The sequence below is a fragment of the Streptococcus oralis genome, assembly GCF_964238205.1.
Taxonomy (GTDB): Bacteria; Bacillota; Bacilli; order Lactobacillales; family Streptococcaceae; genus Streptococcus; species Streptococcus oralis_CZ.
On record NZ_CAXSLF010000004.1, the window covers coordinates 85,397 to 112,377 of the forward strand.

The window sequence follows — 26,981 nt, forward strand, 5'->3', positions numbered from 1 at the left end:
TTTCAGCCCCTTTCTCAACTATTTTTATCTATTTCTCTGAAAATAATACTCTTCAAAAATCTCTTCAAACCACGTCAGTCTCGCCTTGCCGTACTCGAGTACAGCCTTCGGCTAGCTTCCTAGTTTGCTCTTTGATTTTCATTGAGTATAAGCTAGTGCTATTATACCATATTTCACTCGTTTCCAAAAAAGTCCAAGCAGCAACTTTCTTCCCGATTTTACTAGGTTATTTGCTAAGTTTGTGGTACAATAGGTAGAAACAATATTTTAAAAAGGAGAAAAGACACATGCACATTTTTGATGAGCTAAAAGAGCGTGGTTTGATTTTTCAAACGACTGATGAAGAAGCTTTGCGTAAAGCCCTAGAAGAAGGTCAAGTTTCTTATTATACTGGCTACGATCCAACTGCTGACAGCCTTCACCTAGGCCACCTTGTCGCAATTTTGACAAGTCGTCGTTTGCAGTTAGCAGGTCACAAACCTTATGCGCTCGTTGGCGGTGCTACAGGTCTCATCGGAGATCCGTCCTTCAAAGATGCTGAGCGTAGTCTCCAAACAAAAGACACAGTAGATGGCTGGGTCAAGTCTATCCAAGGACAACTTTCTCGCTTTCTTGATTTTGAAAATGGTGAAAATAAAGCTGTCATGGTCAACAACTACGACTGGTTTGGCAGCATCAGCTTCATTGACTTCCTCCGTGATATCGGAAAATACTTCACTGTCAACTACATGATGAGCAAGGAGTCTGTGAAGAAACGGATCGAAACAGGGATTTCTTACACTGAGTTTGCCTACCAAATCATGCAAGGGTACGACTTTTTTGTCCTTAACCAAGACCACAATGTAACCCTCCAAATCGGTGGTTCTGACCAATGGGGAAATATGACAGCTGGTACAGAATTGCTTCGTCGTAAAGCTGACAAGACTGGCCATGTTATCACTGTTCCACTCATCACAGACGCAACTGGTAAGAAATTTGGTAAATCTGAAGGGAACGCTGTTTGGCTCAACCCTGAAAAGACTTCTCCATACGAAATGTACCAATTCTGGATGAATGTTATGGACGCTGACGCTGTTCGCTTCTTGAAAATCTTTACTTTCTTGTCACTTGATGAGATTGAAGACATCCGCAAACAATTTGAAGCAGCTCCACACGAACGCTTGGCTCAAAAAGTCCTCGCTCGTGAAGTCGTAACACTTGTTCACGGAGAAGAAGCTTACAAAGAAGCTCTTAACATCACTGAGCAACTCTTTGCTGGAAATATCAAAAACCTTTCTGTCAAAGAACTCAAACAAGGACTTCGTGGCGTGCCAAACTACCAAGTACAAGCAGATGAAAATCACAATATCGTAGAACTTCTCGTGTCATCTGGTGTGGTTAACTCAAAACGCCAAGCCCGTGAAGATGTTCAAAACGGAGCCATCTACGTCAACGGCGACCGCATTCAAGACCTTGACTATGTCTTGAGTGACGCAGATAAGTTAGAGAACGAACTCACTGTTATCCGACGTGGGAAGAAGAAATATTTTGTATTGACTTACTAAACTGTTCAACATTTACCTATAAAAAAAGGAGTTAACCTCGAGAAAGGTAACTCCTTTTTGTTGTTGATAACCATATCTATCTAGCCTTAATAGACAGGCTACGCAGTACAATACGTAAGGTTGTTAGATTATGTAAGATAGAGAGATTTGAAGGACTGAGCCAATTAAACAAGCCAAAGCCAATCAAACTACTATTTACGATAACGGTATCTTGAATATTCTTCTTGATGAGTGTTTGCAAAGATGATGATAGCCAATCCAACTCTTGGAAGAAATCCAAGCGATTATCTAACAATAAGATATCGCTCATCTGCTTAGAAATGTCTGCACTCTCATTCATCACCACACCGATATCTGATAGGGTTAGAGCTGCTGAGTCATTCAATCCATCTCCAACCATCAAAATAGTGTGACCTGCTTTCTGCAGTTCCTCTACTAGCTCAAATTTCCCATCAGGTTTCAAGTCTGTATAGACCTGATCAAAGGGCAAATCTTTGACTAATTCCTCTGTTCTAACCAAGGTGTCCCCTGTTGCCAGAATCAATTTTTTCCCTTGTGCCTTAAGTTTCTCCAAGGCTGCTTTTGCTTCTTTTCTCAAAGGAGTATGAATACAGAACATTCCAATCAATTCATTCTGGTAGGCTAAGAATAAGAGATTGTAGTGACTCTTGTACTCTTCAATTAAAGCATTTTGTTCTGAACTGATATGAATCTGTTCATCCTGCATCAAGACATAATTCCCAATAAGAACTGGTTGCCCATCTATATGAGATTTGATCCCCTTACTTGCAATATATTGGAGTTTCCCATGCATTTCCTCATGTTCAATCCCCTCTATCTCAGCTTGCTTGACAATGGCATTAGCAATAGGATGATAAATGTGTTCCTCAAGACAGGCACTGATTCTGAGAATATCTTCCTCACTATAGTCTCCAAAAGGTAACACCTTTTCAACTATCGGATAACTAGTTGTGATTGTTCCCGTCTTATCAAATAAGAAGGTATCGACTTCCAGATATTTCTCCAGAACATCCCCATCCTTAATTACCATTTCACGGTTCAACCCCTCCTTGATAGCTGTCAAATAAGCTACAGGAGTAGAGATTTTCAAAGCGCAGGAGAAATCGACCAATAAGAAAGAAATAGCCTTAGAAAAAGAACCTGTTAATAGGTAAGTCAGCCCAGCCCCCAAGAAATTATATTTGACGACCTTGTCCGCCATCTTGATGAAATAGCGTTGTTTCGTTTTCTTGTTTTCTTCAGATTTCTTCATCAACTCAATCAGCTGTAAAATACGGCTGTTCATCTGATTATCGGTTACACGAATGCGTAACTCTCCAGTTTCTAATACTGTATTTGCACAAACCAAATCAGACTCTCTTTTTTCAACTGGAAAACTCTCTCCTGTCAAGGAACTTTCGTTGACCATACCTAAACCTGAAACTACTTGTCCATCAAATAAAATTTCATTTCCTTGAGATAGGACCAAGACATCTCCTACTTGAACATCGGAACTCTTGATACTAACAACCGTATCACCCTGTACTAAGAATACATCGCTCTCTTTTGCAAGAAGACTCTGTTCTAAATCCGTTGCAGTTTTTTTCAAGGACCATTGATCTAAATGATTCCCCAAATCAAGCATAAACATGATATTACTTGCCGTCTTGGATTGGTTCATAAACAAGGACAATAAAATCGCCGAACAGTCCAAGACTTCCATTGTTAGTTCCTTACGCGCTAGTGTTTGATAGGCTTCTCTAATATAGCCAAAAGCCTGATAACAAGTCCATATATAGCGAATAGGATACGGCACAAAACTACGAAAAAGTACACGCTTAATCGCTGCACCTGAAACAATAGAATAAGCACTCTCTTCTCTACGAATGGGAAGAGTCATCAACTCAGAAACTTTCCCTTTATCAATTCTTTTTAAAAAGGCTTCTGCATTATCTAATACAGAAAAGCCTTCTTTTATACGTAGAGTAAAGTGCTGTTGATCCATGTAAAACTGGATAGACTCAATCCCCTTTTCATCTCTCGCCAAGGAACGAAGATAGTCTTGAATATCCAAGGTGAGTGAAAAAGAAGATGATAGTCGGATATGTTGGTATCCTCTATGTAGCACTTTAAAAGACATATTATTCTCCTATAAGGCTATCTAATTGCTCTTCTTTTTTCTCTTGCTCGTACAAATATTTGGCATCTTGCAAGACATCGTCTCCATGTTGTTTCACAACAGAAACAGATGCATCTAGCCCGTCTTTCAACTTGTAAGCCTTAGCCAAAGCTTTAGAATAACCTTTTTTAGCTTCCTTACTTGCTAAGATTTTCAAGCCAAGGGTACCAAATGCGACACCACCCAAAAAGAGTGATGATTTTTTCGCAACTTTTGCAACGGTTAATACTTCTTTTAACATACTTATTTCCTCCTTATCATTATTATATAGAAATTTAGATATAAAAGCAATTTTATTCTATAAATTGGAGAATTAGTTTTATTTCTACTGAATCTCCCATCTACTTATTCCTAAAGTTGCTTTCATTTGCCTCTTTTGATACACTTAAACTATGAATACAAACCTCAAACCAAAACTCCAGCGTTTTGCTTCTGCGACTGCCTTTTCCTGCCCTATCTGCCAAAAAAAACTCACCTTGGTAGAAACTAGTCTCAAGTGTGATAATCGCCATTCTTTTGACCTTGCAAAATTCGGCTATGTCAATCTGGCACCTCAAATCAAGCAATCTGCCAACTACGACAAGGAAAACTTCCAAAATCGCCAGCAAATCCTAGAAGCTGGGTTTTATCAGGCTATTTTAGAAGGCATCTCGGACTTACTAGCGACTAAACCATCCGCAAAAATAGTCTTGGATATAGGTTGTGGCGAAGGCTTCTACTCTCGTAAACTCCAAGAAGTGCACCCTGAAAAAACCTTTTATGCCTTTGACATTTCAAAAGACTCGATTCAAATCGCTGCCAAAAGTGAACCCAACTGGGCAGTCAATTGGTTTGTTGGTGACTTAGCTCGCCTTCCTATAAAAGACGCCAGCATGGATATCCTACTTGATATTTTCTCACCTGCCAACTACGGAGAATTCCGACGAGTCTTATCAAAGGACGGCATCTTAATCAAGGTCATTCCTACTGAAAACCACCTCAAGGAAATCCGTCAAATGGTACAGGACCAGCTGACAAAGAAGGATTATTCTAATCAAGATATTAAGGAACACTTCCAAGAACACTTCAGCATCCAATCTAGTCAGATTGTTTCTCTGACCAAACCTATCACAACAGAGCAACGCCAAGCCTTACTCAGCATGACGCCCCTGCTCTTTCATGTCGACCAGAGCAAGATTAACTGGAGTCAGTTGACAGAAATTACCATCGAAGCAGAGATTCTGGTCGGAAAAGCACTGTAAATAAATTTTTGAGATACTACAAAGCCCGCACCTCTTCTTGAGATGCGGGTTTAAAACACGATTTTAACTGTCTTTCCGAAAAGTATTAAAAGTTTTGACCTCTCCATTTATTTTCGATTCGAAATGACAAATTTATCAATAAATAGCAAGTGATATAAGGCAAGTGATACCCCATAACAACATCCATGAAAAGAGATTTCTTGATGAGTAAGCGGAAACGAGAAACTATTACCCATATAAAGGCATGACCAAATTACAAAAAGAATCCAAAATAAATCAGTCCATTTATATTTTGAAAAATATTTTTTCCACATAAGAACACCCTCTTTCTTTACTATAATAATATTATAATACTGTTTGTAAACAAATACAAGAAATTTGAGGTAATAGCTAAGAAGAACCTGAGGTTTAAAGGTAGTACAACCAGCCTTCTTAGTGTTCGCTAGGTCTGATTTTTAAGTCTAGAAATTATTGACAAATTATCTTTTCTTTTGAGACCAGTCAACCTCAAATCCATAACATTCAAAAAAAGCGAATTTCAATTGAAACTCGCTTTTTTGCTAGATAGTGTACTAACTATTAAATTTTATATCTTAGTTCAAGTGCCAGATATCTTCGTTGTACTGAGCGATTGTACGGTCAGATGAGAAGAATCCTGCTTTGGCAATGTTAACGATGACTTTATCCAACCATGCGTCACGGTCTTCGTAGTCAGCAAGCATTTGCTCTTTAACCTTGATGTAGTCTTCCAAGTCAAGAAGAGTCATGAACCAGTCTTTGTTGATCAATTCGTTGTAAAGACGTTCCAAGCGCTCTTTATTTCCAGCTGCAAGAACAGCGTCGCTCACGATGAAGTCAACCAATGGTTTGATAGCTTCACGTGCGTAGAATTCACTTGATTTGTATGCTGATTTCGCGTAAAGGTCGATAACAGTTTCTGAATCCTCACCGAAGATGTAGATGTTTTCGTCGCCAACCAATTCAGCGATTTCCACGTTAGCCCCGTCCATAGTACCAAGAGTCAAAGCTCCGTTCAACATGAATTTCATGTTACCAGTACCTGAAGCCTCTTTAGAAGCCAATGAGATTTGTTCTGAGATGTCACATGCTGGGATCAAGAAGCTTGCTGCAGTAACGTTGTAGTTTTCAACCATAACCACTTGCAAGTGTGGGGCTACTTCTGGGTCGTTCGCGATTACTTCTGACAAGCAAAGAATCAAGTGGATGATGTCTTGAGCAATTGTGTAAGCAGGAGCTGCTTTACCACCAAAGAATACTGTGATTGGACGAGCAGGGATGTTACCAGCCTTGATGTCAAGATATTTGTGGATGACATACAAAGCGTTCATTTGTTGACGTTTGTACTCGTGGAGACGTTTGATTTGGATATCAAAGATAGAGTTTGTATTGATTTCCACACCTTGGTGCTCCTTCAAGTGACGAGCCAATTTACGTTTGTTGTGAGCTTTAATGCTTTCCAATTTTTCTTTGACAGCAGCCTTATCTTCGTATGAAAGAAGGTCTTCCAATTTAGAAGCTTCGTGGTGCCATTCGCGTCCAAGAATCTCATCCAAGTAGTGAGACAAGCTTGGGTTAGCATGCATGAGCCAACGACGGAAAGTAATACCGTTTGTTTTGTTGTTGAATTTTTCTGGGTAGATGTCGTAGAAAGCTTTCAACTCTGAGTTCTTCAAGATTTCAGTGTGAAGAGCCGCAACCCCGTTAACACTGTATCCGTAGTGGATATCCATGTGAGCCATGTGTACACGATCATTCTCATCGATGATTTGAACAGCTGGATCTTTGTATTCTGCTTTAACACGGCGATCCAATTCTTTGATGATTGGTACCAAGTGAGGAACCACTTCTTCCAAGAATTCAAGAGGCCATTTTTCAAGGGCTTCAGCAAGGATTGTGTGGTTTGTGTAAGCAGTCATGCTACGAACGATAGAGATTGCTTCATCAAGCTCGATACCACGTTCAGTCAAAAGACGGATCAATTCAGGGATAACCATTGATGGGTGAGTATCGTTGATTTGTACAACTGCGTAGTCAGCAAGGTCGTGCAAGTTGCTTCCTTTTTCGATTGCTTCATCGATGATTAATTGCGCACCGTTTGAAACCATGAAGTATTGTTGGAAGATACGGAGCAATTCACCTTGTTTATCGCTATCGTCTGGGTAAAGGAAAAGAGTCAAGTTACGAGCGATATCTGTCTTGTCAAAGTTGATACCATCTTTGATGATTGAAGAATCAACTGAATCCAAGTCAAACAAACGCAAACGGTTTTTAGTAGCTGTTTTGTATCCAGGTACATCGATATCGTAAAGAGTAGATGTCAATGTAAAGTGTGCAAATGGTACTTGGTAGCTACGGCTTGAACGAACCAACCAGTTTTGGTCAGTCAACCAAGCGTTAGGAATCGTTTCTTGTTGGTTGTTTTTAAGAACTTGTTGGAAAAGACCGAAGTGGTAGTTCAAACCAACACCGTCACCGTTCAAACCAAGTGTAGCGATTGAGTCGATAAAGCAGGCTGCCAAACGTCCCAAACCACCGTTACCAAGTGATGGTTCCAATTCTACTTCTTCAATTTCGATCAACTCTTTACCTGCATCAGCAAGTTCTTTTTTAACTTCGTCATAAAGACCAAGGTTAATCAAGTTGTTTGACAAGAGTTTACCAATCAAGAACTCAGCTGAGATGTAGTAAACTTTTTTCTTACCAGTGTTCACTGGTTTTTGGCTGCTAGCAAGTTTGCTGTAGTTAAGAAGAGCAAGATAAAGCTCTTCGTTGCTGCATTCTGCGATAGATTTATTGTAACGATTTTGTACAAATTCTTTTAATGGTAACATTTTTGTGTCTCCTGATAATGTCTTATTTCTTTAATTCTACCAAATTTTCATTGATACGGCGATAAATTGTAGTCAAGTCAAGCAAAGTTTCTTCGACAGCAGGAGTCAATTGTTCCTCTGTCATACGCCATGACCAGTTTCCACCAAGAGTAGATGGGAAGTTCATACGAGCTGAACCATCCAACTCTAGCAAATCTTGCATAGTAGCAATCGTCATGAAACTTACTGATGCGAAAGCTGTACGAAGCATAGCATGCACCACTGTTTCGTACTCTTTACGGTTTGTGTAACGAGCCATGTACTCACGAGTTGGATCATCAATCTCATCACGGTACCAACCAAGAACAGTGTTGTTATCGTGTGTTCCAGTGTACATAACTGAGTTGGCTGGTGCCAAGTGTGGGCTGTCGATACTTTCGTGTTCTGGATTGAAAGCAAATTGAAGGACTTTCATTCCTGGGAATCCAGTGCGCTCGCGAAGCTCGATAACTTCGTCAGTCATAAATCCAAGGTCTTCTGCGATGATGTTCAAGTCACCAAGTTCTTCTTTAACCGCTGCAAAGAGTTTGTAGTCAGGTCCTTTCACCCATTTACCAGGTGCTGCTGTTTCAGAACCAGCTGGAATTTCCCAATAAGATTCAAATCCACGGAAGTGGTCGATACGCACGATATCGTAGATTTTGAAGCTTTCACGCAAGCGTTCAATCCACCATTTGTAGCCATCTTTATCCATTGCTTCCCAGTCATAGATTGGGTTCCCCCAAAGCTGACCAGTCGCAGAAAACTCATCTGGTGGGCATCCTGCGATGCAAGTTGCTTTCCCGTTTTCATCTGTTTTAAAGAGGTGTGGATTTGCCCACATATCGCTTGAATCTTCAGCAACATAGATCGGCATATCCCCCACAATTTCGATGTGGTTTTCGTTAGCGTATGCTTTCAATTTCAACCATTGTTGGAAGAAGAGATATTGGGTTACACGGTGGTAAACAAGTTTGTCTGCCAATTGTTCACGGTAGCTTTCAAGAGCTGAAGCTTTACGCGCACGAATATCTGCATCTGGCCACTCTGTCCAAGCGAGATTATCAAAATGCTCTTTGATAGCCATATACTCTGCAAAAAGTTCAAGCCATGATTGGTTCTCTTGAGCAAATTTTTCAAAATCTTGGACATCCCCAACTTCAAGGAAACGTTTAACTGCTTTTTCTAGAAGCGGACGACGTGCGTAATAAATCTTAGCGTAATCAACTTCAGTTGGGTTGCTACCGAAGTCTACTCCCTCAAGATCACTTGCTTCTAACAAGCCCTGCTCTACCAAAATATCAAGATCGATAAAATGAGTGTTCCCAGCAAAGGCTGAGAAAGATTGATAAGGAGAATCTCCGTAGCTTGTTGTTCCTAAAGGAAGGATTTGCCAGTAACGTTGTTTGGTACGAACCAAGAAGTCAACGAAATCATAGGCGCTTTGACCAAATGATCCGATTCCGTAAGCTCCTGGAAGTGATGAGATGTGCATCAACACACCACTTTGACGTTTTTTCATAATAGCACCTCAAGTGTTTTTTTAATTAATTGTTTCAAATTTGTGCGCAAACGTTTGCGCTAAGTAAAGTATAACCCATTTCAAAAAGAAATGCAAGCGTTTTTAAAAAACTTTTATGATTTATTTTTTATTGATAAACTTTTAAGTTACTATATTCTTATTTTTAAAATCCTTTCATTAAGCATCCCAATCATGCAATCGTTTCCCTTCAATTATTTTTGAATCGAAATTTGCATGATTTTCTATTTCTCTTCTATTATACAAACAATTTTAGGAATTAGCCAGCAACAAGCTTTTTAAAATTTTTTCAAAAAAACGCTTGCAACCGTTTTCTGTTTGTGCTATACTATGGTCATAAGGGAAAACGTTTGCGTTTCCTCGAAATTAAAATTTGTTATTCTTTAGGAGGAATACACTATGTCAACTAAATTCATGAAGAGCGCAGCTGTACTTGGTACTGCTACTCTTGCTAGCTTGCTTTTGGTAGCTTGCGGAAGCAAAACTGCTGATAAAGCGGCTGATTCTGGTTCATCTGAAGGTAAAGAACTTACTTTATACGTTGAAGACCAATATAAAGCATTTGCTGAATCAGCTGCACAAGCTTACGAAAAAGAAGCTGGAGTAAAAGTTACTATCAAAACAGGAGACCAAATGGGTGGTCTCGATAACCTTTCTCTAGATAACCAATCTGGTAAAGCTGCTGACGTTATGATGGCACCATACGACCGAGTAGGTAGCCTTGGTAAAGACGGACAACTTTCAGAAGTGAAATTGAGCGACGGTGCTAAAACAGATGATAAAACTAAATCTCTTGTAACAGCTGCTGACGGTAAAGTTTACGGTGCTCCTGCTGTTATCGAGTCACTTGTTTTGTACTATAATAAAGACTTGATTAAAGAAGCTCCAAAAACTTTTGCTGAATTAGAAGAACTTGCTAAAGATAGCAAATATGCCTTCGCTGGTGAAGATGGTAAAACAACTGCCTTCCTTGCTGACTGGACAAACTTCTACTATGCATACGGACTTCTTGCTGGTAACGGCGGTTACGTATTCGGCCAAAACGGTAAAGATCCTAAAGATATCGGACTTGCAAACGAAGGAGCTATCACTGCTATCAACTACGCTAAAACTTGGTACGAAAAATGGCCTAAAGGTATGCAAGATACAGAAGGAGCTCCAAACCTAATCCAAACTCAATTCCAAGAAGGTAAAACAGCTGCTATCATCGATGGTCCTTGGAAAGCTCAGGCCTTCAAAGATGCTAAAGTAAACTACAGTGTTGCAACTATCCCAACTCTTCCAAACGGTAAAAACTATGAAACATTCGGTGGTGGTAAAGCTTGGATCATCCCATCAAGTACTAAGAACCTTGAAGCTGCTCAAAAATTTGTAGACTTCCTTGTTTCAACTGAAGAACAAAAAGCCTTCTACGATAAAACTAACGAAATCCCAGCTAACACTGAGGCTCGTTCATATGCTGAAGGTAAAAACGATGAGTTGACAACAGCTGTTATCAAACAGTTCCAAAATGCTCAACCAATGCCAAACATCCCTCAAATGTCAGCTGTTTGGGACCCAGCTAAAACAATGCTATTTGAAGCTGTAAGTGGTAAGAAAGATGCTAAGACAGCTGCAAACGATGCTGTAACATTGATCAAAGAAACAATCAAACAAAAATTTGGTGAATAAAAAATTTGTTCAAGGGGGGTGGAATTCAAATCCCCCTTTGAATTTATCAATAGAAAACATATATAGTTTAGGTTTTAATTAGAAACCAGTATCCTATGAAAGGAGTTATTATGGAAAAGCAACAACCTAGTAAAGCAGCACTGCTGTCTCTCATTCCTGGGTTAGGACAGATTTACAACAAACAAAAGGCAAAAGGTTTTATCTTCCTTGGTGTAACCATCGTATTTGTCCTTTATTTCCTAGCACTTGCAGCCCCTGAATTGAGCAACCTCATTACTCTTGGTGACAAGCCAGGTCGTGATAATTCCCTCTTCATGCTGATTCGTGGTGCCTTCCATTTAATCTTTGTAGTCGTTTATGTACTCTTTTATTTCTCAAATATTAAAGATGCACATACTATCGCAAAACGTATTAACAATGGAATTCCAGTACCACTTACGCTAAAAGATATGATCAAAGGAATCTATGAAAATGGCTTCCCTTATCTCTTGATTATTCCGTCTTATATTGCCATGACCTTTGCAATCATCTTCCCCGTTGTCGTAACCTTGATGATTGCCTTCACAAACTATGACTTCCAACACTTGCCACCAAACAAATTGTTAGACTGGGTTGGTTTGACCAACTTTACAAACATTTGGAGCTTGAGCACCTTCCGTTCTGCCTTTGGTTCTGTTCTTTCTTGGACTATCATTTGGGCTTTATCTGCCTCAACTTTACAGATCGTGATTGGTATCTTCACAGCTATCATTGCTAACCAACCATTTATCAAAGGAAAACGTATCTTTGGTGTTATTTTCCTTCTTCCTTGGGCTGTCCCAGCCTTCATCACTATCTTGACATTCTCAAACATGTTTAACGATAGTGTTGGAGCAATCAATACCCAAGTTATCCCTCTCTTTGCTAAGGTTCTTCCTTTCCTTGATGGGGCGCTTATTCCTTGGAAAACAGACCCAACTTGGACTAAGGTTGCCTTGATTATGATGCAAGGCTGGCTTGGATTCCCATATATCTACGTTTTGACTTTGGGTATCTTGCAATCTATTCCTAACGACCTTTACGAAGCAGCTTATATTGACGGTGCCAATGCTTGGCAAAAATTCCGCAACATCACTTTCCCAATGATCTTGGCTGTTGCAGCACCTACTTTGATTAGCCAATACACCTTCAACTTTAACAACTTCTCTATCATGTACCTCTTCAATGGTGGAGGACCTGGTACTGTCGGAGGGGGAGCTGGTTCAACTGATATCTTGATCTCATGGATCTACCGCTTGACAACAGGTACATCTCCTCAATACTCTATGGCGGCAGCTGTTACCTTGATTATTTCTATCATTGTCATCTCAATCTCTATGATCGCATTCAAGAAACTACACGCATTTGATATGGAGGACGTCTAAGATGAATAACTCAATTAAACTCAAACGTAGACTGACTCAAACCCTTACTTACCTTTACTTGATTGGCCTTTCAATCGTGATTATCTATCCACTGTTGATTACTATCATGTCAGCCTTCAAGGCAGGTAACGTGGCAGCCTTTAAACTAGACAGCAACATCGATTTTAATTTTGATAACTTTAAAGGACTCTTCACTGAAACCTTATACGGTACTTGGTACCTCAATACTTTGATTATCGCCTTGATTACCATGGTTGTGCAAACAAGTATTATCGTACTTGCTGGTTATGCTTATAGCCGTTACAACTTCTTGGCTCGTAAACAAAGTTTGGTCTTCTTCTTGATTATCCAAATGGTGCCAACAATGGCCGCTTTGACTGCCTTCTTCGTTATGGCACTTATGTTGAACGCCCTTAACCACAGCTGGTTCCTCATCTTCCTCTACGTTGGTGGAGGTATCCCAATGAATGCTTGGCTCATGAAAGGCTACTTCGATACAGTGCCAATGTCTCTAGACGAATCTGCAAAACTAGACGGTGCAGGACACTTCCGCCGCTTCTGGCAAATTGTTCTTCCACTGGTTCGCCCAATGGTTGCTGTACAAGCTCTCTGGGCCTTCATGGGACCTTTCGGAGACTACATCCTCTCTAGTTTCTTGCTTCGTGAGAAAGAATACTTTACCGTTGCCGTAGGTCTCCAAACCTTCGTTAGCAATGTGAAAAACATGAAGATCGCCTACTTCTCAGCAGGTGCTATCCTCATCGCCCTTCCAATCTGTATTCTCTTCTTCTTCCTACAAAAGAACTTTGTTTCAGGACTTACAAGTGGTGGCGACAAGGGGTAATATACTCCCGCCATCCTTTTTCTTTTTTGAACTTGTGCTGATATAGTCTGATGAAAAACAAGAACTTATTGAAAATCCCCTCATGGTTAGTTGATAATTTTTATTAAAAGTCTACTTTTAACAAGGATTTGTCTCCCCTGCTTGAAATAAAATACATTTCTCTATATAATACTCATATAGAAAAATGCCTATAGAAAGAGATTTATGTTACCATATCCATTTTCTTATTTTAATAGTATCTGGGGATTTCGTAAGCCCCTATCTCAACGTTTTGGTCTCAACTGGTTTCAACTGATTTTTACCAGTATTTTCCTGATTAGCTTGTCTATGGTCCCTATTGCCATCCAGAACAGTTCTCAGGAAACTCATCCTTTAGAAACTTTCATCGATGATGTCTACACTCCTTTGACGGATAGTGTGGTTCAGGATTTGGCTGCCAATGCAAAGATTGTAGATGGTAAGTTGAGCTATACAGGTTCATCTCCTCATCAAGCTTCTATCCAAATCGGAGACCCTTCTAGTTCAAACTTCCCTGAGGAATTACTTCTGAACTTTGAACCTGAGAAACTCATCATCAGTAAGCAAGGAAAAGAATTGACCAGCATTCGCTATCACGCGATAACGACTGAGAGCTTCCAAAGCAAGGAAAGCTTAACACAAGCCATTTCTAAAGACTGGTATCAACAGAATCGCGTCTATATTAGTCTCTTTCTTGTGCTTGGTTCTAGCTTCCTCTTTGGACTTAATTTTTTTATTGTTGCTTTAGGTGCTAGCCTCTTGCTCTACTTTACGAAAAAATCGCGTCTCTTTTCATTTAAAAGCTACAAAGAGTGCTATCATTTCATTTTGAACTGTTTAGGATTACCAACCTTACTTGCCATGATTCTCGGTCTCCTAGGCCAAAATATGGCAACTTTGATTACTGTTCAAAACATTTTATTTGTTCTATACCTGGTCACTATCTTTTACAAAACGCATTTCCGTGATCCAGACTACCATAAGTAGGAGATTATTATGCCTGTTACGATTAAAGACGTGGCCAAGGCTGCAGGTGTTTCACCCTCAACCGTAACCCGTGTTATTCAAAACAAATCAACCATTAGTGATGAAACCAAAAAACGAGTTCGAAAAGCTATGAAGGAACTCAACTATCATCCTAATCTTAATGCCCGAAGCCTGGTTAGTAGTTATACGCAGGTTATCGGCTTGGTTCTTCCAGATGATTCAGACGTTTTCTATCAAAATCCTTTCTTTCCTTCTGTCCTTAGAGGGATTGCACAAGTTGCTTCAGAAAACCACTATGCCATCCAGATTGCAACTGGAAAAGACGAAAAAGAGCGCTTAAATGCCATTTCACAGATGGTCTATGGAAAGCGTGTAGACGGTCTTATCTTCTTGTATGCCCAAGAAAATGACCCCTTGGTTAAACTCGTTACTGAAGAACAATTTCCCTTCCTCATCCTTGGGAAATCACTATCACCTTTTATTCCGCTTGTTGACAACGATAACATCCAAGCCGGATTTGATGCAGCCGAATACTTCATCAAAAAAGGATGCAGCCGCATTGCTTTCATCGGTGGTACCAAGAAACTCTACGTTACCCAGGATCGTCTAAGAGGTTACGAGCAAGCCCTTCAAGAACACAAACTAGATCTTGATAGTCATCGTACCTTCTTTGCAGATGAATTTCTTGAAGAAAAGGGCTATAAATTTAGCAAACAACTTTTTGAATACGATCCAAAAACCGATGCTGTTATCACAACAGATAGCCTCTTAGCTGAAGGTGTTTGTAACTACCTCAACGAACATCAGCTTAATGTCCCTGTTCTCAGCTTTGACTCTGTTAATCCAAGATTAAACCTAGCGGCCTATGTCAATATTAATAGTCTTGCTCTTGGTCGCACTTCGTTTGAAACGATTCTTCAAATCATCAATGATGTCAAAGAAAATCGTCAAATCTGCTATCGTCAAGTGATTGCACATGAAATCATTGAAAAATAAGAAAAACCAACTCTAACATTTTTTGCTTAGAGTTGGTTTTTTGTAATCTATTTTTATAATTGATTAGTTTTCGACTTCGACAAATCGTCCTAGAATATGAACATTTTCTGAAACAGAAACAAAGGCTGTTGGATCGACTTGCTTCATGATCAATTTAAAATCATTGAACTCTGCACGAGTGATAACTGTAATCAAAACAGCCTTACGTTCGTGGTTATAAGTTCCTTCAGCATCATGGATCATGGTTGCTCCACGATGCAATTTATTATGGATCTTCTCAATGACGGCATCTGGATTGCTAGTGACAATCATAGCCTGCATGCGTTTTTGTTTGGTGAAAACTGCATCTGTCACACGACTTGATACAAAGATGGTAATCATGGAATAAAGGGCATATTTCCAACCAAAGGTCACTCCTGCAATCAGCATGATTGTGCCATTGACCAAGAAAGAGATACTTCCGACGTTACGCCCAGTCTTCTTACGAATGGTTAAGCTGACAATGTCTGTTCCACCACTGGAGATGTTATGACGTAAAGCAAAGCCGATCCCCAGTCCCATAACGACACCCCCAAAAAGGGCATTGATGATGGGATCCTCTGTTAAGACCACCACTGGCACAAACTGGATAAAGAGCGAGCTCATGGATACCGTGATAAAGGTAAAAATCGTGAACTTATGCCCAATTTGGTACCAGGCCAAAATCATGAGAGGAATATTGATGGCATAAAAGGCTACTGAAATCGGGAAATGAAAACCAAACCAGTGGTTACTAAGGGCAGATATAATCTGGGCCAAACCTGTCGCACCACTTGAATAAACGTGCCCTGGTTGGAAAAAGAAATTGACGGCTACTGCTGATAGAAAACCATATACCAGAGAAGCTGAGATTTTTTCATCGTATTTTTCTCGAGAAATACTTTGTAAAACACGCAAAATCTTTACTCGATAAGCAAAGCGACGAAGATAATGGTACCACTTTTTAGTTAGTTTCGTTTGTTTCATCTTGTTCTACTTGTAGATTAAGTTCCTCTAGTTGTTTAAGAGCTACTGTTGATGGTGCTTGCGTCATTGGGTCGCTAGCCTTGTTATTCTTAGGAAAGGCAATGACTTCACGGATATTTTCCTCTCCAGCAAGCAACATGACAAAACGATCAAGACCGATAGCCAAGCCACCGTGTGGTGGGAATCCATAGTCCATAGCTTCCAAAAGGAAACCAAACTGGTCATTTGCTTCTTCTGCTGAGAAACCAAGAGCTTTGAACATACGTTCTTGAAGTTCTTTTTGGTTGATACGAAGACTACCGCCACCAAGTTCATAACCATTCAAGACGATATCATAGGCAATGGCACGAACCTTAGCCAATTCACCTTCGAGTTCATGAGCAGTATCTGCTTGAGGAAGGGTAAATGGATGGTGGGCGCTCATATAACGGCCTTCTTCTTCAGACCATTCAAACATTGGCCAGTCAACAACCCAAAGGAAGTTAAATTTATCCTGATCAATCAAGCCTAATTCTTTAGCAATACGTCCACGAAGGGCTCCAAGTGTTGCATTAGCTACTTCAAGCGTATCAGCAACAAAGAGAACCAAGTCTTTATCTTCAAGACCAAGCGCTGTTGCCAAGTCTGCTTGGATACCAGTCAAGAATTTCGCAACTGGTCCGTTTAATTCACCGTCAACTACCTTGACCCAAGCAAGACCTTTAGCACCATACTGCTTAGCTACCTCTGTCATCTTGTCAATATCTTTACGAGAGTAATTGTCTGCTGCACCTTTAACTACAATGGCTTTAACCGCAGGAGCTTCTGAGAAGACTTTGAAATCTACACCCTTGACAAGATCTGTCAAGTCCTGAAGCAACATCTCAAAACGAGTATCAGGCTTGTCAGAACCATAAAGAGCCATAGCATCATCATACTTCATTCGAGGGAATGGCAGTGTTACTTCAATCCCTTTTGTTTCCTTCATCACGCGCGCAATCAAGCCTTCTGTGATATCTTGGATTTCTTGCTCAGTAAGGAATGAAGTTTCCAAGTCGACCTGGGTAAATTCAGGCTGACGGTCACCACGCAAATCTTCATCGCGGAAACATTTAACGATTTGGTAGTAACGGTCAAATCCAGCATTCATCAACAACTGTTTTGTAATCTGCGGACTTTGAGGAAGGGCATAGAAATGGCCCTTATTAACACGAGATGGCACCAAGTAGTCACGCGCCCCTTCTGGTGTTGATTTAGAAAGGAATGGTGTTTCCACATCGATAAATTCCAACTCATCCAAGTAGTTACGGATAGAATGAGTTACCTTGGCACGAAGTTTAAGGTTTTCCAACATCTCTGGACGACGAAGGTCAAGGTAACGGTAACGTAGACGCGTATCATCGTTCGCTTCAATGCCATCCTTGATTTCAAATGGTGTTGTTTTGGCTGTGTTAAGCACAGTAAGAGCCGTTACATTCAGTTCAACCGCTCCAGTCGCCAATTTATCATTGGCCTGCTCACGTGCTGCAACTTGTCCAGTCACCTCGATGACAAATTCACTACGAAGGCTTTCAGCTGTTGCCATCACTTCCGCAGAAACTTTCTCAGGATTGATAACCAACTGCATAATCCCTTCACGGTCACGAAGGTCGATAAAGATCAAACCACCAAGGTCACGACGACGTGCAACCCAGCCTTTCAAGGTAATTTCTTGTCCGATGTGCTCCTCACGAACACGACCAGCATACATACTACGTTTCATGTTTTCTCTCCTCTTTTATTCTGTTACTATTTTACCATAAAAGCGCAGGCTCTTCATGAAAATCATCAGAAAAGTTGAGAAGAATCCTGCTATAAATGAAAAAATCCAGCAAAGTCATTCGCTGGATCTTATTTTACTTGGTATTTCTTTATTTTTTTCGCTTTTCAGCAATCTCTGCAGCCTTTTTAGGGAGAACAATCTCCGTTGCATAGGCTGTCGCAAATCGCATAATCCCTGCGATTGGTGCAAAGATAACTGCTAGATGGTTATAAAAGAAATCCCCTTTAAAAGCATAGGCAAGCGCTCCAATGATAAAGAAGAGAACAACTGCCTGAATCACTGCTAATAATATCACTCGTTTCATGACTTCCTCCTGAGTCTATTATAGCATGAGAATCATTAAAAATCCGATTAAATTATTTAAAGCATGTAAAGCAATGCTGTAAGCCAGTCCACCCTTGCTGATATAAGCCAACCCCAAGCTCAAACCGAGGGAACCATACACTAGGAATTGTTGTGGAGTTCCAGGGAAATGAACAAGGGCAAAGATGATGCTTGTTACTAGTAGAAAGAGAGCTGTCTGCTTGATGTTATCCTGCTGAGGGAAGACATAACGAGCTAGCATACCTCTAAAGGTTAACTCTTCTGTCAGGGGCGCAAAGACAACTATCATGAAGAAAGCGAAGAGAGGTTGATTATGAGTCAATTGTTCTGCCGTCTGTTGATTGACTGATGGATCATTTGGCAAAAAGAATTGGGCAACAATGACAAGGGCCCATACCAAGGCAGGCAACCAGATGTATTTGTTAAGGGCTGTTTTTTCAATCGTAACGGTTCCTGTCTTATACCACTTGTAGGTAACGAAGGTGAAAATTCCTGCTAATAAGACATAAATTGGGACAGCAACATATTCAGGCGCACCTATTTTCATGGTTTCTAAGCCTACGCCCTGAATAAAACTATAGACCATAATAAATGATAAGAAAGTAAGACTATACCAACCGATATTTTGAAGTGTTTTCATAAGATTCTCCTATTTTCCTTTATAACTATTTTTCAATTCAAAGAGACATGCTAGGCCTAGAACAAGGACCCATGACAATAAAAGACCAAGATTTTCCAGAGACAATTCTCCTCCACCTTCTTTTAATAGACCTACAAAAGGACCGATAAAAGAATAGTCCAACAGTTTTTGAACCGTATCATTTTGAGAAGCAATCGTGGGTAAAAAAGAGACAATTAACATAGGAAAGATACTATAGACTTGCGCTTTAGATTGAGTATCTGATACTGCACCGATTAGAAGGTTGAGAAAAATAATACAAATAGTTGCTAGAAGCAAATAGATAGCATAGGCAAATAAATAACCAGATACGTTTACTTTAAGATAGATGGGAAGCACAATCATAGCAAGTAACATTATCAGAATAGGGAGAACAAGCATACTGAAAGTATATTCTGTTGCTGTCACACCACTTAGAATGAGTGATTTGAGATTTCGTTTTTCCTTATCTTCTGCCATCATAATCGATACCATGTAACCACTTCCCATGCTCAAGACCATCGTCAAGCTAGCAGATAGTAAAAATAGGCTCACTTCTCCATTCTTATTTAAAAATTCATTTAATAAAACAGCAATACCAAAAGGCATCAATAAAGTGGCTAACAAAGTTGAATTGCTAATAAGAACTTGTAATCTTAACCATAGTAAGGCATTTAATTTTCTAAACATCTAACTTTTCTCCTGTCAATCTGATAAAGATCTCTTCTAAAGTTGGTTCACAAGAGTGAACAACCATCAAATCTGTCGTGTCTAAATGCGGCAATTCTTCAAACAGAACTATTTGTTCTCTTCCATCTTTATAACCTACACGTACTTTCTTATCCACATGGTATTTTTGAATAATCTCTTGTGGACTTCCATACTCTATTAAATTTCCCTTATTTAAAAGAGATAAGCGATCACAAAGCAAAGTTGCTTCATTCATATCATGCGTGGTCAGAAAGATAGTTGTCCCAGCTTGCTTTAATTCTTGAAGTAGGGTATGAATCATCTTAGATGTTGTAGGGTCTAGCCCACTGGTTGGCTCATCTAGAAAAAGAATCTTAGGAGCATTAAGAAGGGCACGGGCCAAGAACATTCGTTGTTTCATTCCTGTAGACAGTTTTTCTGCGATAATATCTTTAGCATCTGCCAAACCAACCTGTTTGAGCACCTGATTTACTCTATCTGACTTGAGGCCATATAACTTAGCGTAAATGAGAAGATTTTTGTAAAGACTCATCTTTTCATAAAAACCACTGCCATCACTAACTATACCGATTTGTTCCAAATCATTTGAGGTTAAATCTTGAGAATTCTTGCCTAACAAAATTGTGTTACCTTGATCTGCAGTTAACTGGCCAGTTAAGACATTGATCATGGTTGTTTTACCTGAACCAGAAGGCCCAAGAAAACCAAAGATTTCACCCTCCTTAATCTCAAAAGAAATCTGATGAAGGGCTTTTTTGTTCCCAAAACTTTTGCTTACATTTTCAACACGAATCATAGAAACTCCTTTTATTTAAAATAACGTTTTGTTTTTCTTAATTGTGCGATAGTTATATAAAGATGAATGACGACTAAAAGAACTAAGGCAACTACTTGTATTTCTCGTAAAACAACTGATAATACTATCAATAAAAAATAGAGTGATGGCAGTAAAATCTGATTCAACCTAAACAGAGTTAAATAGGCACTTTCCATCTCCGCCTGCTTTTCTCCCTCATCATAACTGTTAAGATAGGCTAAAATATCTTTTGGAGTGTAATAAACAGACAGTTTATAGTGTCTAACGATAAAAATAGTTCGCAGCAAGTAATTGGCAACAATAATGTATAAGCATAATAGAATAAGAGCAGGAAAAATTAGCAAGGTATTCTTAAATATCGGAGAAATCAATATGATCCCACTGGTCATCATTGCTATCATCAAAACATTTGAAGAAACCAAACCATAATCTAAGTAACGATAGGCTCTTACATAAGTCTGATCACTATCTTCTTCCTCTGTCCCCCTTTGATAAAGAGTATAAACTTCTCGACTTTTACCAAGATAATACATGGCTAAAACGAAGGAAATTCCTCCAATAACGAGAGCAAGTCCATAAACAGTGTGTAAGACTTGTGACATTTGAATCTGTTCAGCTATACCTCTAAGAGTGTAAGCAAAGGCTCCTACAAAAGCACTTAACATACACACTACTACTCTCAACCATTTACGATTATTTTTCATTTTCTGACCTCTATCTAAACCAACTAATAACTTTTAGTAGTTTCAGTGATCGTTTCTATTTGAAATAACGTTTTATCATCGGTATCTGCATTAAATTGATATAGATATGAACTACAGCTACGGCTAAAAGGGCTAATAACTGAATTTCTCTTGTAAGCACAGAAACGATAGTAATCAAAATATACAAACCATGTAAAACATATTGGTTTAATTGGAATAAAACCCGAAAACTTTGTTCCAAATTAGCTTGTCGTTCTCCTTCATCGTAAGAATTTACATAATCTAACACATCCTTTGGCATGGAGAAAAATGCCAAATCGAACTGACGAACAATCGAAATTGTCTTTAATAAATATTTTTGAACAACAAATAGCAACATCAAACCTAGTAAAGAGAGTACTAAGGTTAAATAACTATTACCAAGTATAAGCACTTCAGTCGCCGATATAAAAAATGCTAACAAAGTCGTAACTGAAACTATGTTAGAAGCAATTGTTCCAAACTCAAGATTTCGATACATTTGCACATAATAAGTTTCATTCAGATTGTCATCCATTTCCTCTTGATACAAGGAGTGAAATCCCCTACTTTTCTTTAGGAAATTGAAAGCCAAAAGGATGCTAATCAATGCCAATAATAAACTAGAGCCAGAAAGCCAAGGAATCAAATCTGTTAGATTGAAACTGACTCCCATTGCCAAAGCACGTCCCATAAACATACCTGTAATAAATGCTGATATAAACAATAATAATAAATATAGCACTCGTTTCTTTTTCATATTCATCCCCCTCTAAACCAATCCAGCCAACCACTGACCAAAGGATTTACCTGATTCAAAAATAGCTGTCAATCCCTCTGCTCCAAGTGACACCAAAAGCAAACAAACAACAAGTAAGATAATAGCTTGGTTTCTTGCTTTTTTCGCTCCATCTCCTAATGGCTCATTGCCAAGCCAACCTGCTAGATAAGCATAGAGAGTCACTGTTATAATCCCGAACTCCGTCGAAGAAAGAAACAACAAGACTGTCACCAAACGAACGACATTGGTCTGGATGTTAAAATAGTTTCCTAGACCTGCACAAACACCTGCAAGTTCTTTGTTCTCAGTATCTACTTGAAAACCTGCTAAAAATTCTTTCATAATTTTTCTCCTTTTACGATCTCTTTAAACTTTATCTTTCTCTCTACCCATCTAAAGACCAATAGTAGAACTAAATTTATCCAGAAGAGATATTTACTTTCAACGATAGTAAACCAACCAAATAGGGTTCCAATCATGGCCAAAAGATTAACGATAAACACAACTATACATAGATAATAAATCCCTTTATACTTGTTCATCATTCATCCTCCTCTAGGCGAAAGACTGACTCGACTGGCTCATGGAATATCTGAGCAATCTTCAGGGCAATGACGATGGATGGCGTGTACTCATCTCGCTCCAGTAGACTAATGGTCTGCCTGGACACGCCTGCTAGCTTGGCCAGTTCGGTTTGATTGAGGCCATCGCGAGCCCGAAGCTCTTTTAGACGATTTTTTAGTTGCATGTCACACACCTACTTTCCGTCAAATTCAACGGTTTGGATATCCTCAATGCGTTGTAGTTTGAATTTTTCTTTTCCTTTTTTATTTACACGGCGTAGCTTGACCCACTCCTCATCAACATCTACAACTTCCCAATTGTCTGTCCCAAAAACTTGTCCAAAGATTGTTGGTTTTTTCCCAATCAATTCTTTTAATAATCTTGACATTTCTTTATTTCCTTTCTGTTTTTGCTCAATTCTTTTGATTTTATTCTCTAGTTTCTTGACCCTTTGGGTATGATAGAGATAAAACATAAACACAAGAGGTACAAATCCTAATGCCCACATAATTGTTCCTTTCTCCTTTTCTCTTAACTTGATTATATTGTAACACATCTTTTTCTTTTTGACAAGCATATTTGTCAAAAAGTTTATGATTTTTGTCATTTTGCAAAAGAAAACGGTCAGGAGTAAAATCCTGACCAGTTTATGTGTTATTAAAATCCTAGTTTTTCAAAGGTTTCTGAGAAATTTTGACTGATAGCACCAAGCGAAACTTGAACTTCTTCTCGAGTTTGGTTATTCTTAACTGTCACTTGTCCGCTTTCGACCTCGCTCTCTCCAAGAGTGATGAGGGTCTTAGCTGCAAAGACATCGGCTGACTTAAACTGAGCTTTAAGCTTGCGGTTGAGGTAATCACGCTCTGCTTTGAAACCTTGTTGGCGAAGAGCCTGTACTAATTCCAAGGCCTTAACATTTGCTCCTTCTCCCAAGACTGCGATATAGACATCTAGGGCGTTTTCGATAGGAAGTGCTACACCTTGTTTTTCAAGGACCAAAAGAAGACGCTCAACACCAAGTCCAAAACCAAATCCAGCAGTCTCAGGACCACCGAAATAAGCAACTAAGCCATCATAGCGACCACCTGCACAGACTGTCAAGTCATTGCCCTCGATTTCTGTGATAAACTCAAAAATCGTGTGGTTATAGTAGTCCAAACCACGCACCATGTTGGTATCGATGATATAGGCTACTCCGAGATTTTCCAACATCTGACGAACAGCATCAAAGTGAGCTTGGCTTTCTGCATCCAGGTAATCCAATATAGATGGTGCATTCTCCACAGCCACCTTGTCTTCTTTTTCCTTAGAGTCCAAGACACGGAGAGGATTTTCCTCCAAGCGACGTTGGCTATCCTTAGACAAGGTCTCCTTGAGCGGTGTTAAGTAGTCAATCAAGGCCTGACGGTAAGCCGCACGGCTCTCAGGATTTCCAAGAGTGTTGAGGTGTAGTTTGACACCTTGAACACCGATTGCTTTCAAGAAGTGGGCTGACATAGCGATCGTTTCTACATCGGTAGCTGGATTGCTAGATCCAAAGCACTCCACTCCAATCTGGTGGAATTGGCGTAAACGACCTGCTTGTGGGCGCTCATAGCGGAACATTGGCCCCATGTAGTAGAACTTACTTGGCTTTTGCACTTCTGGGGCGAAGAGTTTATTTTCCACATAAGAACGGACAACGGGCGCAGTTCCTTCTGGACGGAGGGTGATATGGCGGTCACCCTTATCATAGAAGTCATACATTTCCTTAGTTACGATATCCGTTGTATCGCCGACAGAGCGGCTGATGACCTCGTAATGCTCAAAAATAGGCGTGCGCACTTCCGCATAGTTATAGCGCTTGAAAATCTCACGGGCAAAGCCCTCAACGTACTGCCATTTGGCAGATTCAGCAGGTAAAATATCCTGCGTTCCTTTTGGTTTTTGTAATTTCATAGGGAATCCTCTTTAAACTTAATAGTCTTATTTTACCATAAATAGAGGGATTAAGACAGTGAGAAAAAAATTTGGATTTAGATATCATTTTTGAGATTAATAACTGTCAAAAGAATAGCTAGCAAGGAAAAACCAACAAATAGCATCCAAGTCAACTGTATATTCCATACGGCTACAAGTGAAAAACAAGCTGTTCCCACAGGTATGGATAAGGTAAACAATAAACCTAAAAAATTACTGGTACGAGCTAAAACTTCTGGAGCTAGATTTTTCATGAGCATGGCACTAATCTTTGGTGAAACTTTACCAGACACATACAGAGTTAAAAAGAGAAATAGCAAACCAAGCACGACTTGATTGAATACGTTAGCCAGACCAATTAGACTGAGTCCTACGGTAGCCCACATCATCAATCTAGGCAAGGACTGTTTCCCAACATAATCATTGCCCGTAAGGCTACTGATGATGATTGCTAACAAAGCACAGAATTGACTGATAAATAACGCCTCTGTGTAAGAAAAATCCAAAAGTGAATGGCTCAAAAAGAATATATTATAAATTCCACCCAAAGCGCCACCCAAGGCATTGATAAGCAAAACAGCAAAGAGCATAAAACCAAAGTTTTTCTGTCCACTTTTAAGAAAAACAAGGCGTAAATTTCGGTAAATCGTTAGAAATTGGTCTTTGATAGAAAGCTTCTCATTCTTTAGGATTTCACCATCAGCAGATGAAATTGACAGGCTCAATTTGCTTTTTCCTAAAAAGAGAACAGAGGCTGATACGAGGAAGAAACAGGCATTGATTCCCGCTACGAGCGAAAAGTTCTGTGTTGACACCCCTAATAGCCAAACTCCAAAAGCTTGGCCGCCAATCGCAGAGATGTAGGTAATAAACTGCGAAAAGGAATAGGCCTCCATCAGATCCTGCTCCGCGACCTTCTCTTTAACGAGAGGCATTCGCAAGCCACCAGCAAAATCACTGGCTACATCACTAAGGACATTGATGAGGCAAAGGGTCGAAAAGGCAAAGAAACTAGCTTGCTGAACAACTAGGGCTGCTAGAAAAAATAAAACCGCCTGAAATAAACCGACATAGGTCATCCATTTGACCTTGTCCTTGGTATAATCTGCCCGAATTCCCACAAAAACTGTAAAAAGAGTTGGAAGCATCATCACAACATTCGCCATGGCAACGGCAACAGAAGCCTCTGGCAAAGTCGAGGCATAGACCACAAATACTAAATTAAAAATGGAAGCGCCAAAAGCATTGAAAAATCGTGATAAGCTCAAAACTCTGTAAGCTTGATTTCTTAGTAATAGTTTCATATAGATTCCTTTCTTTCTCACATTCTACTTTTATGGTAGTTCTAGTATAGCATCAAGAATCCCTCGAGAATACTTTTTTGAATATATGCAACAGATTAAACGAATAACGAAAACGCTATAATTTTCTACTACTATTAAGTATCTTCACAGTCCTATCGTTTCAATTTCATTTATCCAGTTGCAGATATTCAACACTCATGGCACTTCTATAATAATCTGCAGATTTGCGACAACCGATCATCTCGAAAATACGGATAGCGTCCTCCATTTTTCTCTGTCCTTCCTCCGCTCTTCCTTGCTTACTATCAAGCAAACCTTCTGCCCATAGGTAGACTATTCGAAAATAGGTTTCATTTTCTTCAAAGAAGTTCTTTTCAATTTGTTTTTTGAAATAAAGGGCATTGGTAAAATCATCAACTTCAATACAGGCCATAAAACCATTGAGGAGCAGGGTGTGCATCATATTTCGATTTTTCCCAACTCCTTGCAAGAAATCTGACTTCCACAACATTTCCCGGGTATACTTTGTTAAAAGCTGGACTGATAAAAGAGGAGAGCAGGAAGAAAAGAACAACAGTTCATAGTATCCCCAAATTTCAACAGAAAATAGATAATCATGTAGGACTCTTTCTTCCTCAAATGTCAATGTAACCGTCTCATCAATGGCTTTCATATAGGATTTTATTAAAATAGCATTGAGAATGTGTTGCTGTTTATCCTTTGAAAAAGGAAGTTGTTGGTATTCTCTCTGGTAGATAGTGCGCAAGGATGTCAAATCTTGAGGGTCGATAGCCTCGACTATTCTGTTTCTAAATTCAGAATAGGCATCCTGATGAAAACCTCTCGCCAAAAATAACAATTCTTCCATACTCGCATGAATATTCTCCAAAGCTGTGATTAACTTTGGAGCAGATATTTCACTCTGACCATTTTCAAAACGCGACAATAAGGATGCTGAAAAGCGTCCACCTGTTGCTTTTCTCAAGGAAATTTTTCTTGATTCTCGTAGCTCTTTAAAAACTTTTCCTAAATTCTTCATCCT

The 26,981-nt window shown here is 39.4% G+C and carries 27 protein-coding genes; 7 read left to right on the forward strand and 20 right to left on the reverse strand.

Features of this window, described 5'->3' with window-relative positions:
- The first annotated feature begins 287 nt into the window (after nt 1-287).
- The gene (gene tyrS, locus ACESOD_RS06745; protein WP_000546884.1) at nt 288-1,544 is read left to right on the forward strand and encodes a tyrosine--tRNA ligase; all 1,257 of its coding nucleotides are present in this window, start codon (nt 288-290) and stop codon (nt 1,542-1,544) included.
- Nucleotides 1,545-1,620: 76 nt separating this feature from the next.
- Here tyrS and ACESOD_RS06750 read toward each other — a convergent pair whose 3' ends face one another.
- Complete coding sequence (locus ACESOD_RS06750; protein ID WP_373094599.1) at nt 1,621-3,684, reverse strand: heavy metal translocating P-type ATPase; 2,064 nt, start codon at nt 3,682-3,684, stop codon at nt 1,621-1,623.
- A gap of 1 nt (nt 3,685) precedes the next feature.
- Complete coding sequence (locus tag ACESOD_RS06755; protein WP_000910910.1) at nt 3,686-3,964, reverse strand: DUF6110 family protein; 279 nt, start codon at nt 3,962-3,964, stop codon at nt 3,686-3,688.
- A gap of 151 nt (nt 3,965-4,115) precedes the next feature.
- Here ACESOD_RS06755 and ACESOD_RS06760 point away from each other — a divergent pair, with 151 nt between their 5' ends.
- Nucleotides 4,116-4,964 (forward strand): putative RNA methyltransferase, encoded by an 849-nt coding sequence (locus ACESOD_RS06760; protein WP_075227019.1) that lies wholly within the window; start codon nt 4,116-4,118, stop codon nt 4,962-4,964.
- A gap of 107 nt (nt 4,965-5,071) precedes the next feature.
- On the opposite strand, the gene ACESOD_RS06765 is transcribed toward ACESOD_RS06760, so the two are convergent.
- The 3 genes from ACESOD_RS06765 to malQ all read right to left on the reverse strand — a co-directional run bounded on the left by ACESOD_RS06765 (nt 5,072) and on the right by malQ (nt 9,356).
- Nucleotides 5,072-5,278 carry a hypothetical protein gene (locus ACESOD_RS06765; RefSeq protein WP_083280541.1) on the reverse strand — a complete coding sequence of 69 codons (207 nt, stop codon included), beginning with the start codon at nt 5,276-5,278 and terminating at the stop codon, nt 5,072-5,074.
- Between the two features lie 279 nt (nt 5,279-5,557).
- Nucleotides 5,558-7,816 carry a glycogen/starch/alpha-glucan family phosphorylase gene (glgP, locus tag ACESOD_RS06770; RefSeq protein WP_373094600.1) on the reverse strand — a complete coding sequence of 753 codons (2,259 nt, stop codon included), beginning with the start codon at nt 7,814-7,816 and terminating at the stop codon, nt 5,558-5,560.
- 22 nt (nt 7,817-7,838) lie between these two features.
- Nucleotides 7,839-9,356: a 4-alpha-glucanotransferase gene (malQ, locus tag ACESOD_RS06775; RefSeq protein WP_000747308.1), complete on the reverse strand. Its 1,518-nt coding sequence runs from the start codon at nt 9,354-9,356 to the stop codon at nt 7,839-7,841.
- Nucleotides 9,357-9,773: 417 nt separating this feature from the next.
- Between malQ and ACESOD_RS06780 the strand changes: the two genes are divergently transcribed.
- From ACESOD_RS06780 to ACESOD_RS06800, 5 genes are all read left to right on the forward strand, one after another.
- On the forward strand, nt 9,774-11,045 hold the full coding sequence (locus ACESOD_RS06780; RefSeq protein ID WP_000104721.1) for an extracellular solute-binding protein: 1,272 nt from the start codon (nt 9,774-9,776) through the stop codon (nt 11,043-11,045).
- A gap of 110 nt (nt 11,046-11,155) precedes the next feature.
- On the forward strand, nt 11,156-12,448 hold the full coding sequence (locus ACESOD_RS06785; RefSeq protein WP_000414976.1) for a carbohydrate ABC transporter permease: 1,293 nt from the start codon (nt 11,156-11,158) through the stop codon (nt 12,446-12,448).
- 1 nt (nt 12,449) lies between these two features.
- Nucleotides 12,450-13,292 (forward strand): sugar ABC transporter permease, encoded by an 843-nt coding sequence (locus ACESOD_RS06790; RefSeq protein ID WP_001065639.1) that lies wholly within the window; start codon nt 12,450-12,452, stop codon nt 13,290-13,292.
- A 204-nt stretch (nt 13,293-13,496) separates the two neighbouring features.
- A complete protein-coding gene (locus tag ACESOD_RS06795) occupies nt 13,497-14,297 on the forward strand; it encodes a DUF1189 domain-containing protein (protein ID WP_000938212.1) in 801 nt (266 codons plus the stop codon).
- A gap of 9 nt (nt 14,298-14,306) precedes the next feature.
- Complete coding sequence (locus tag ACESOD_RS06800) at nt 14,307-15,293, forward strand: LacI family DNA-binding transcriptional regulator (protein ID WP_373094601.1); 987 nt, start codon at nt 14,307-14,309, stop codon at nt 15,291-15,293.
- A gap of 63 nt (nt 15,294-15,356) precedes the next feature.
- Here ACESOD_RS06800 and ACESOD_RS06805 read toward each other — a convergent pair whose 3' ends face one another.
- From ACESOD_RS06805 to ACESOD_RS06875, 15 genes are all read right to left on the reverse strand, one after another.
- Nucleotides 15,357-16,298 carry a YitT family protein gene (locus ACESOD_RS06805; RefSeq protein WP_000814911.1) on the reverse strand — a complete coding sequence of 314 codons (942 nt, stop codon included), beginning with the start codon at nt 16,296-16,298 and terminating at the stop codon, nt 15,357-15,359.
- The gene (gene aspS, locus ACESOD_RS06810; protein WP_373094602.1) at nt 16,276-18,039 is read right to left on the reverse strand and encodes an aspartate--tRNA ligase; all 1,764 of its coding nucleotides are present in this window, start codon (nt 18,037-18,039) and stop codon (nt 16,276-16,278) included. Before aspS ends, ACESOD_RS06805 begins: the two co-directional genes overlap by 23 nt.
- A 148-nt stretch (nt 18,040-18,187) precedes the next feature.
- Nucleotides 18,188-18,403, reverse strand: a complete 216-nt coding sequence (locus tag ACESOD_RS06815; RefSeq protein ID WP_060955102.1) for a hypothetical protein — start codon at nt 18,401-18,403, stop codon at nt 18,188-18,190.
- Between the two features lie 18 nt (nt 18,404-18,421).
- Complete coding sequence (locus ACESOD_RS06820; RefSeq protein WP_223140303.1) at nt 18,422-19,063, reverse strand: CPBP family intramembrane glutamic endopeptidase; 642 nt, start codon at nt 19,061-19,063, stop codon at nt 18,422-18,424.
- A 9-nt stretch (nt 19,064-19,072) separates the two neighbouring features.
- Complete coding sequence (locus tag ACESOD_RS06825) at nt 19,073-19,771, reverse strand: ABC transporter permease (RefSeq protein ID WP_223140304.1); 699 nt, start codon at nt 19,769-19,771, stop codon at nt 19,073-19,075.
- Nucleotides 19,764-20,588, reverse strand: coding sequence for an ABC transporter ATP-binding protein (locus tag ACESOD_RS06830; protein ID WP_373094603.1), 825 nt, complete (start codon nt 20,586-20,588; stop codon nt 19,764-19,766). Before ACESOD_RS06830 ends, ACESOD_RS06825 begins: the two co-directional genes overlap by 8 nt.
- Nucleotides 20,589-20,599: 11 nt before the next feature.
- Nucleotides 20,600-21,313 (reverse strand): DUF3169 family protein, encoded by a 714-nt coding sequence (locus tag ACESOD_RS06835; protein WP_373094604.1) that lies wholly within the window; start codon nt 21,311-21,313, stop codon nt 20,600-20,602.
- Nucleotides 21,314-21,368: 55 nt separating this feature from the next.
- Nucleotides 21,369-22,097 carry a DUF3169 family protein gene (locus ACESOD_RS06840; RefSeq protein WP_373094605.1) on the reverse strand — a complete coding sequence of 243 codons (729 nt, stop codon included), beginning with the start codon at nt 22,095-22,097 and terminating at the stop codon, nt 21,369-21,371.
- Between the two features lie 6 nt (nt 22,098-22,103).
- On the reverse strand, nt 22,104-22,454 hold the full coding sequence (locus ACESOD_RS06845) for a PspC domain-containing protein (RefSeq protein WP_373094606.1): 351 nt from the start codon (nt 22,452-22,454) through the stop codon (nt 22,104-22,106).
- On the reverse strand, nt 22,451-22,654 hold the full coding sequence (locus ACESOD_RS06850; protein WP_320692673.1) for a hypothetical protein: 204 nt from the start codon (nt 22,652-22,654) through the stop codon (nt 22,451-22,453). Before ACESOD_RS06850 ends, ACESOD_RS06845 begins: the two co-directional genes overlap by 4 nt.
- Nucleotides 22,654-22,860, reverse strand: coding sequence for a helix-turn-helix transcriptional regulator (locus tag ACESOD_RS06855; RefSeq protein WP_049508780.1), 207 nt, complete (start codon nt 22,858-22,860; stop codon nt 22,654-22,656). Before ACESOD_RS06855 ends, ACESOD_RS06850 begins: the two co-directional genes overlap by 1 nt.
- A gap of 9 nt (nt 22,861-22,869) precedes the next feature.
- Nucleotides 22,870-23,334 (reverse strand): hypothetical protein, encoded by a 465-nt coding sequence (locus tag ACESOD_RS06860; RefSeq protein ID WP_373094688.1) that lies wholly within the window; start codon nt 23,332-23,334, stop codon nt 22,870-22,872.
- Nucleotides 23,334-24,614 carry a histidine--tRNA ligase gene (gene hisS, locus ACESOD_RS06865; protein WP_373094607.1) on the reverse strand — a complete coding sequence of 427 codons (1,281 nt, stop codon included), beginning with the start codon at nt 24,612-24,614 and terminating at the stop codon, nt 23,334-23,336. Before hisS ends, ACESOD_RS06860 begins: the two co-directional genes overlap by 1 nt.
- Nucleotides 24,615-24,691: 77 nt before the next feature.
- Nucleotides 24,692-25,939, reverse strand: coding sequence for a transporter (locus ACESOD_RS06870; protein WP_373094608.1), 1,248 nt, complete (start codon nt 25,937-25,939; stop codon nt 24,692-24,694).
- A 166-nt stretch (nt 25,940-26,105) separates the two neighbouring features.
- Nucleotides 26,106-26,978, reverse strand: coding sequence for an Rgg/GadR/MutR family transcriptional regulator (locus tag ACESOD_RS06875; RefSeq protein ID WP_373094609.1), 873 nt, complete (start codon nt 26,976-26,978; stop codon nt 26,106-26,108).
- Nucleotides 26,979-26,981 lie beyond the last annotated feature (3 nt).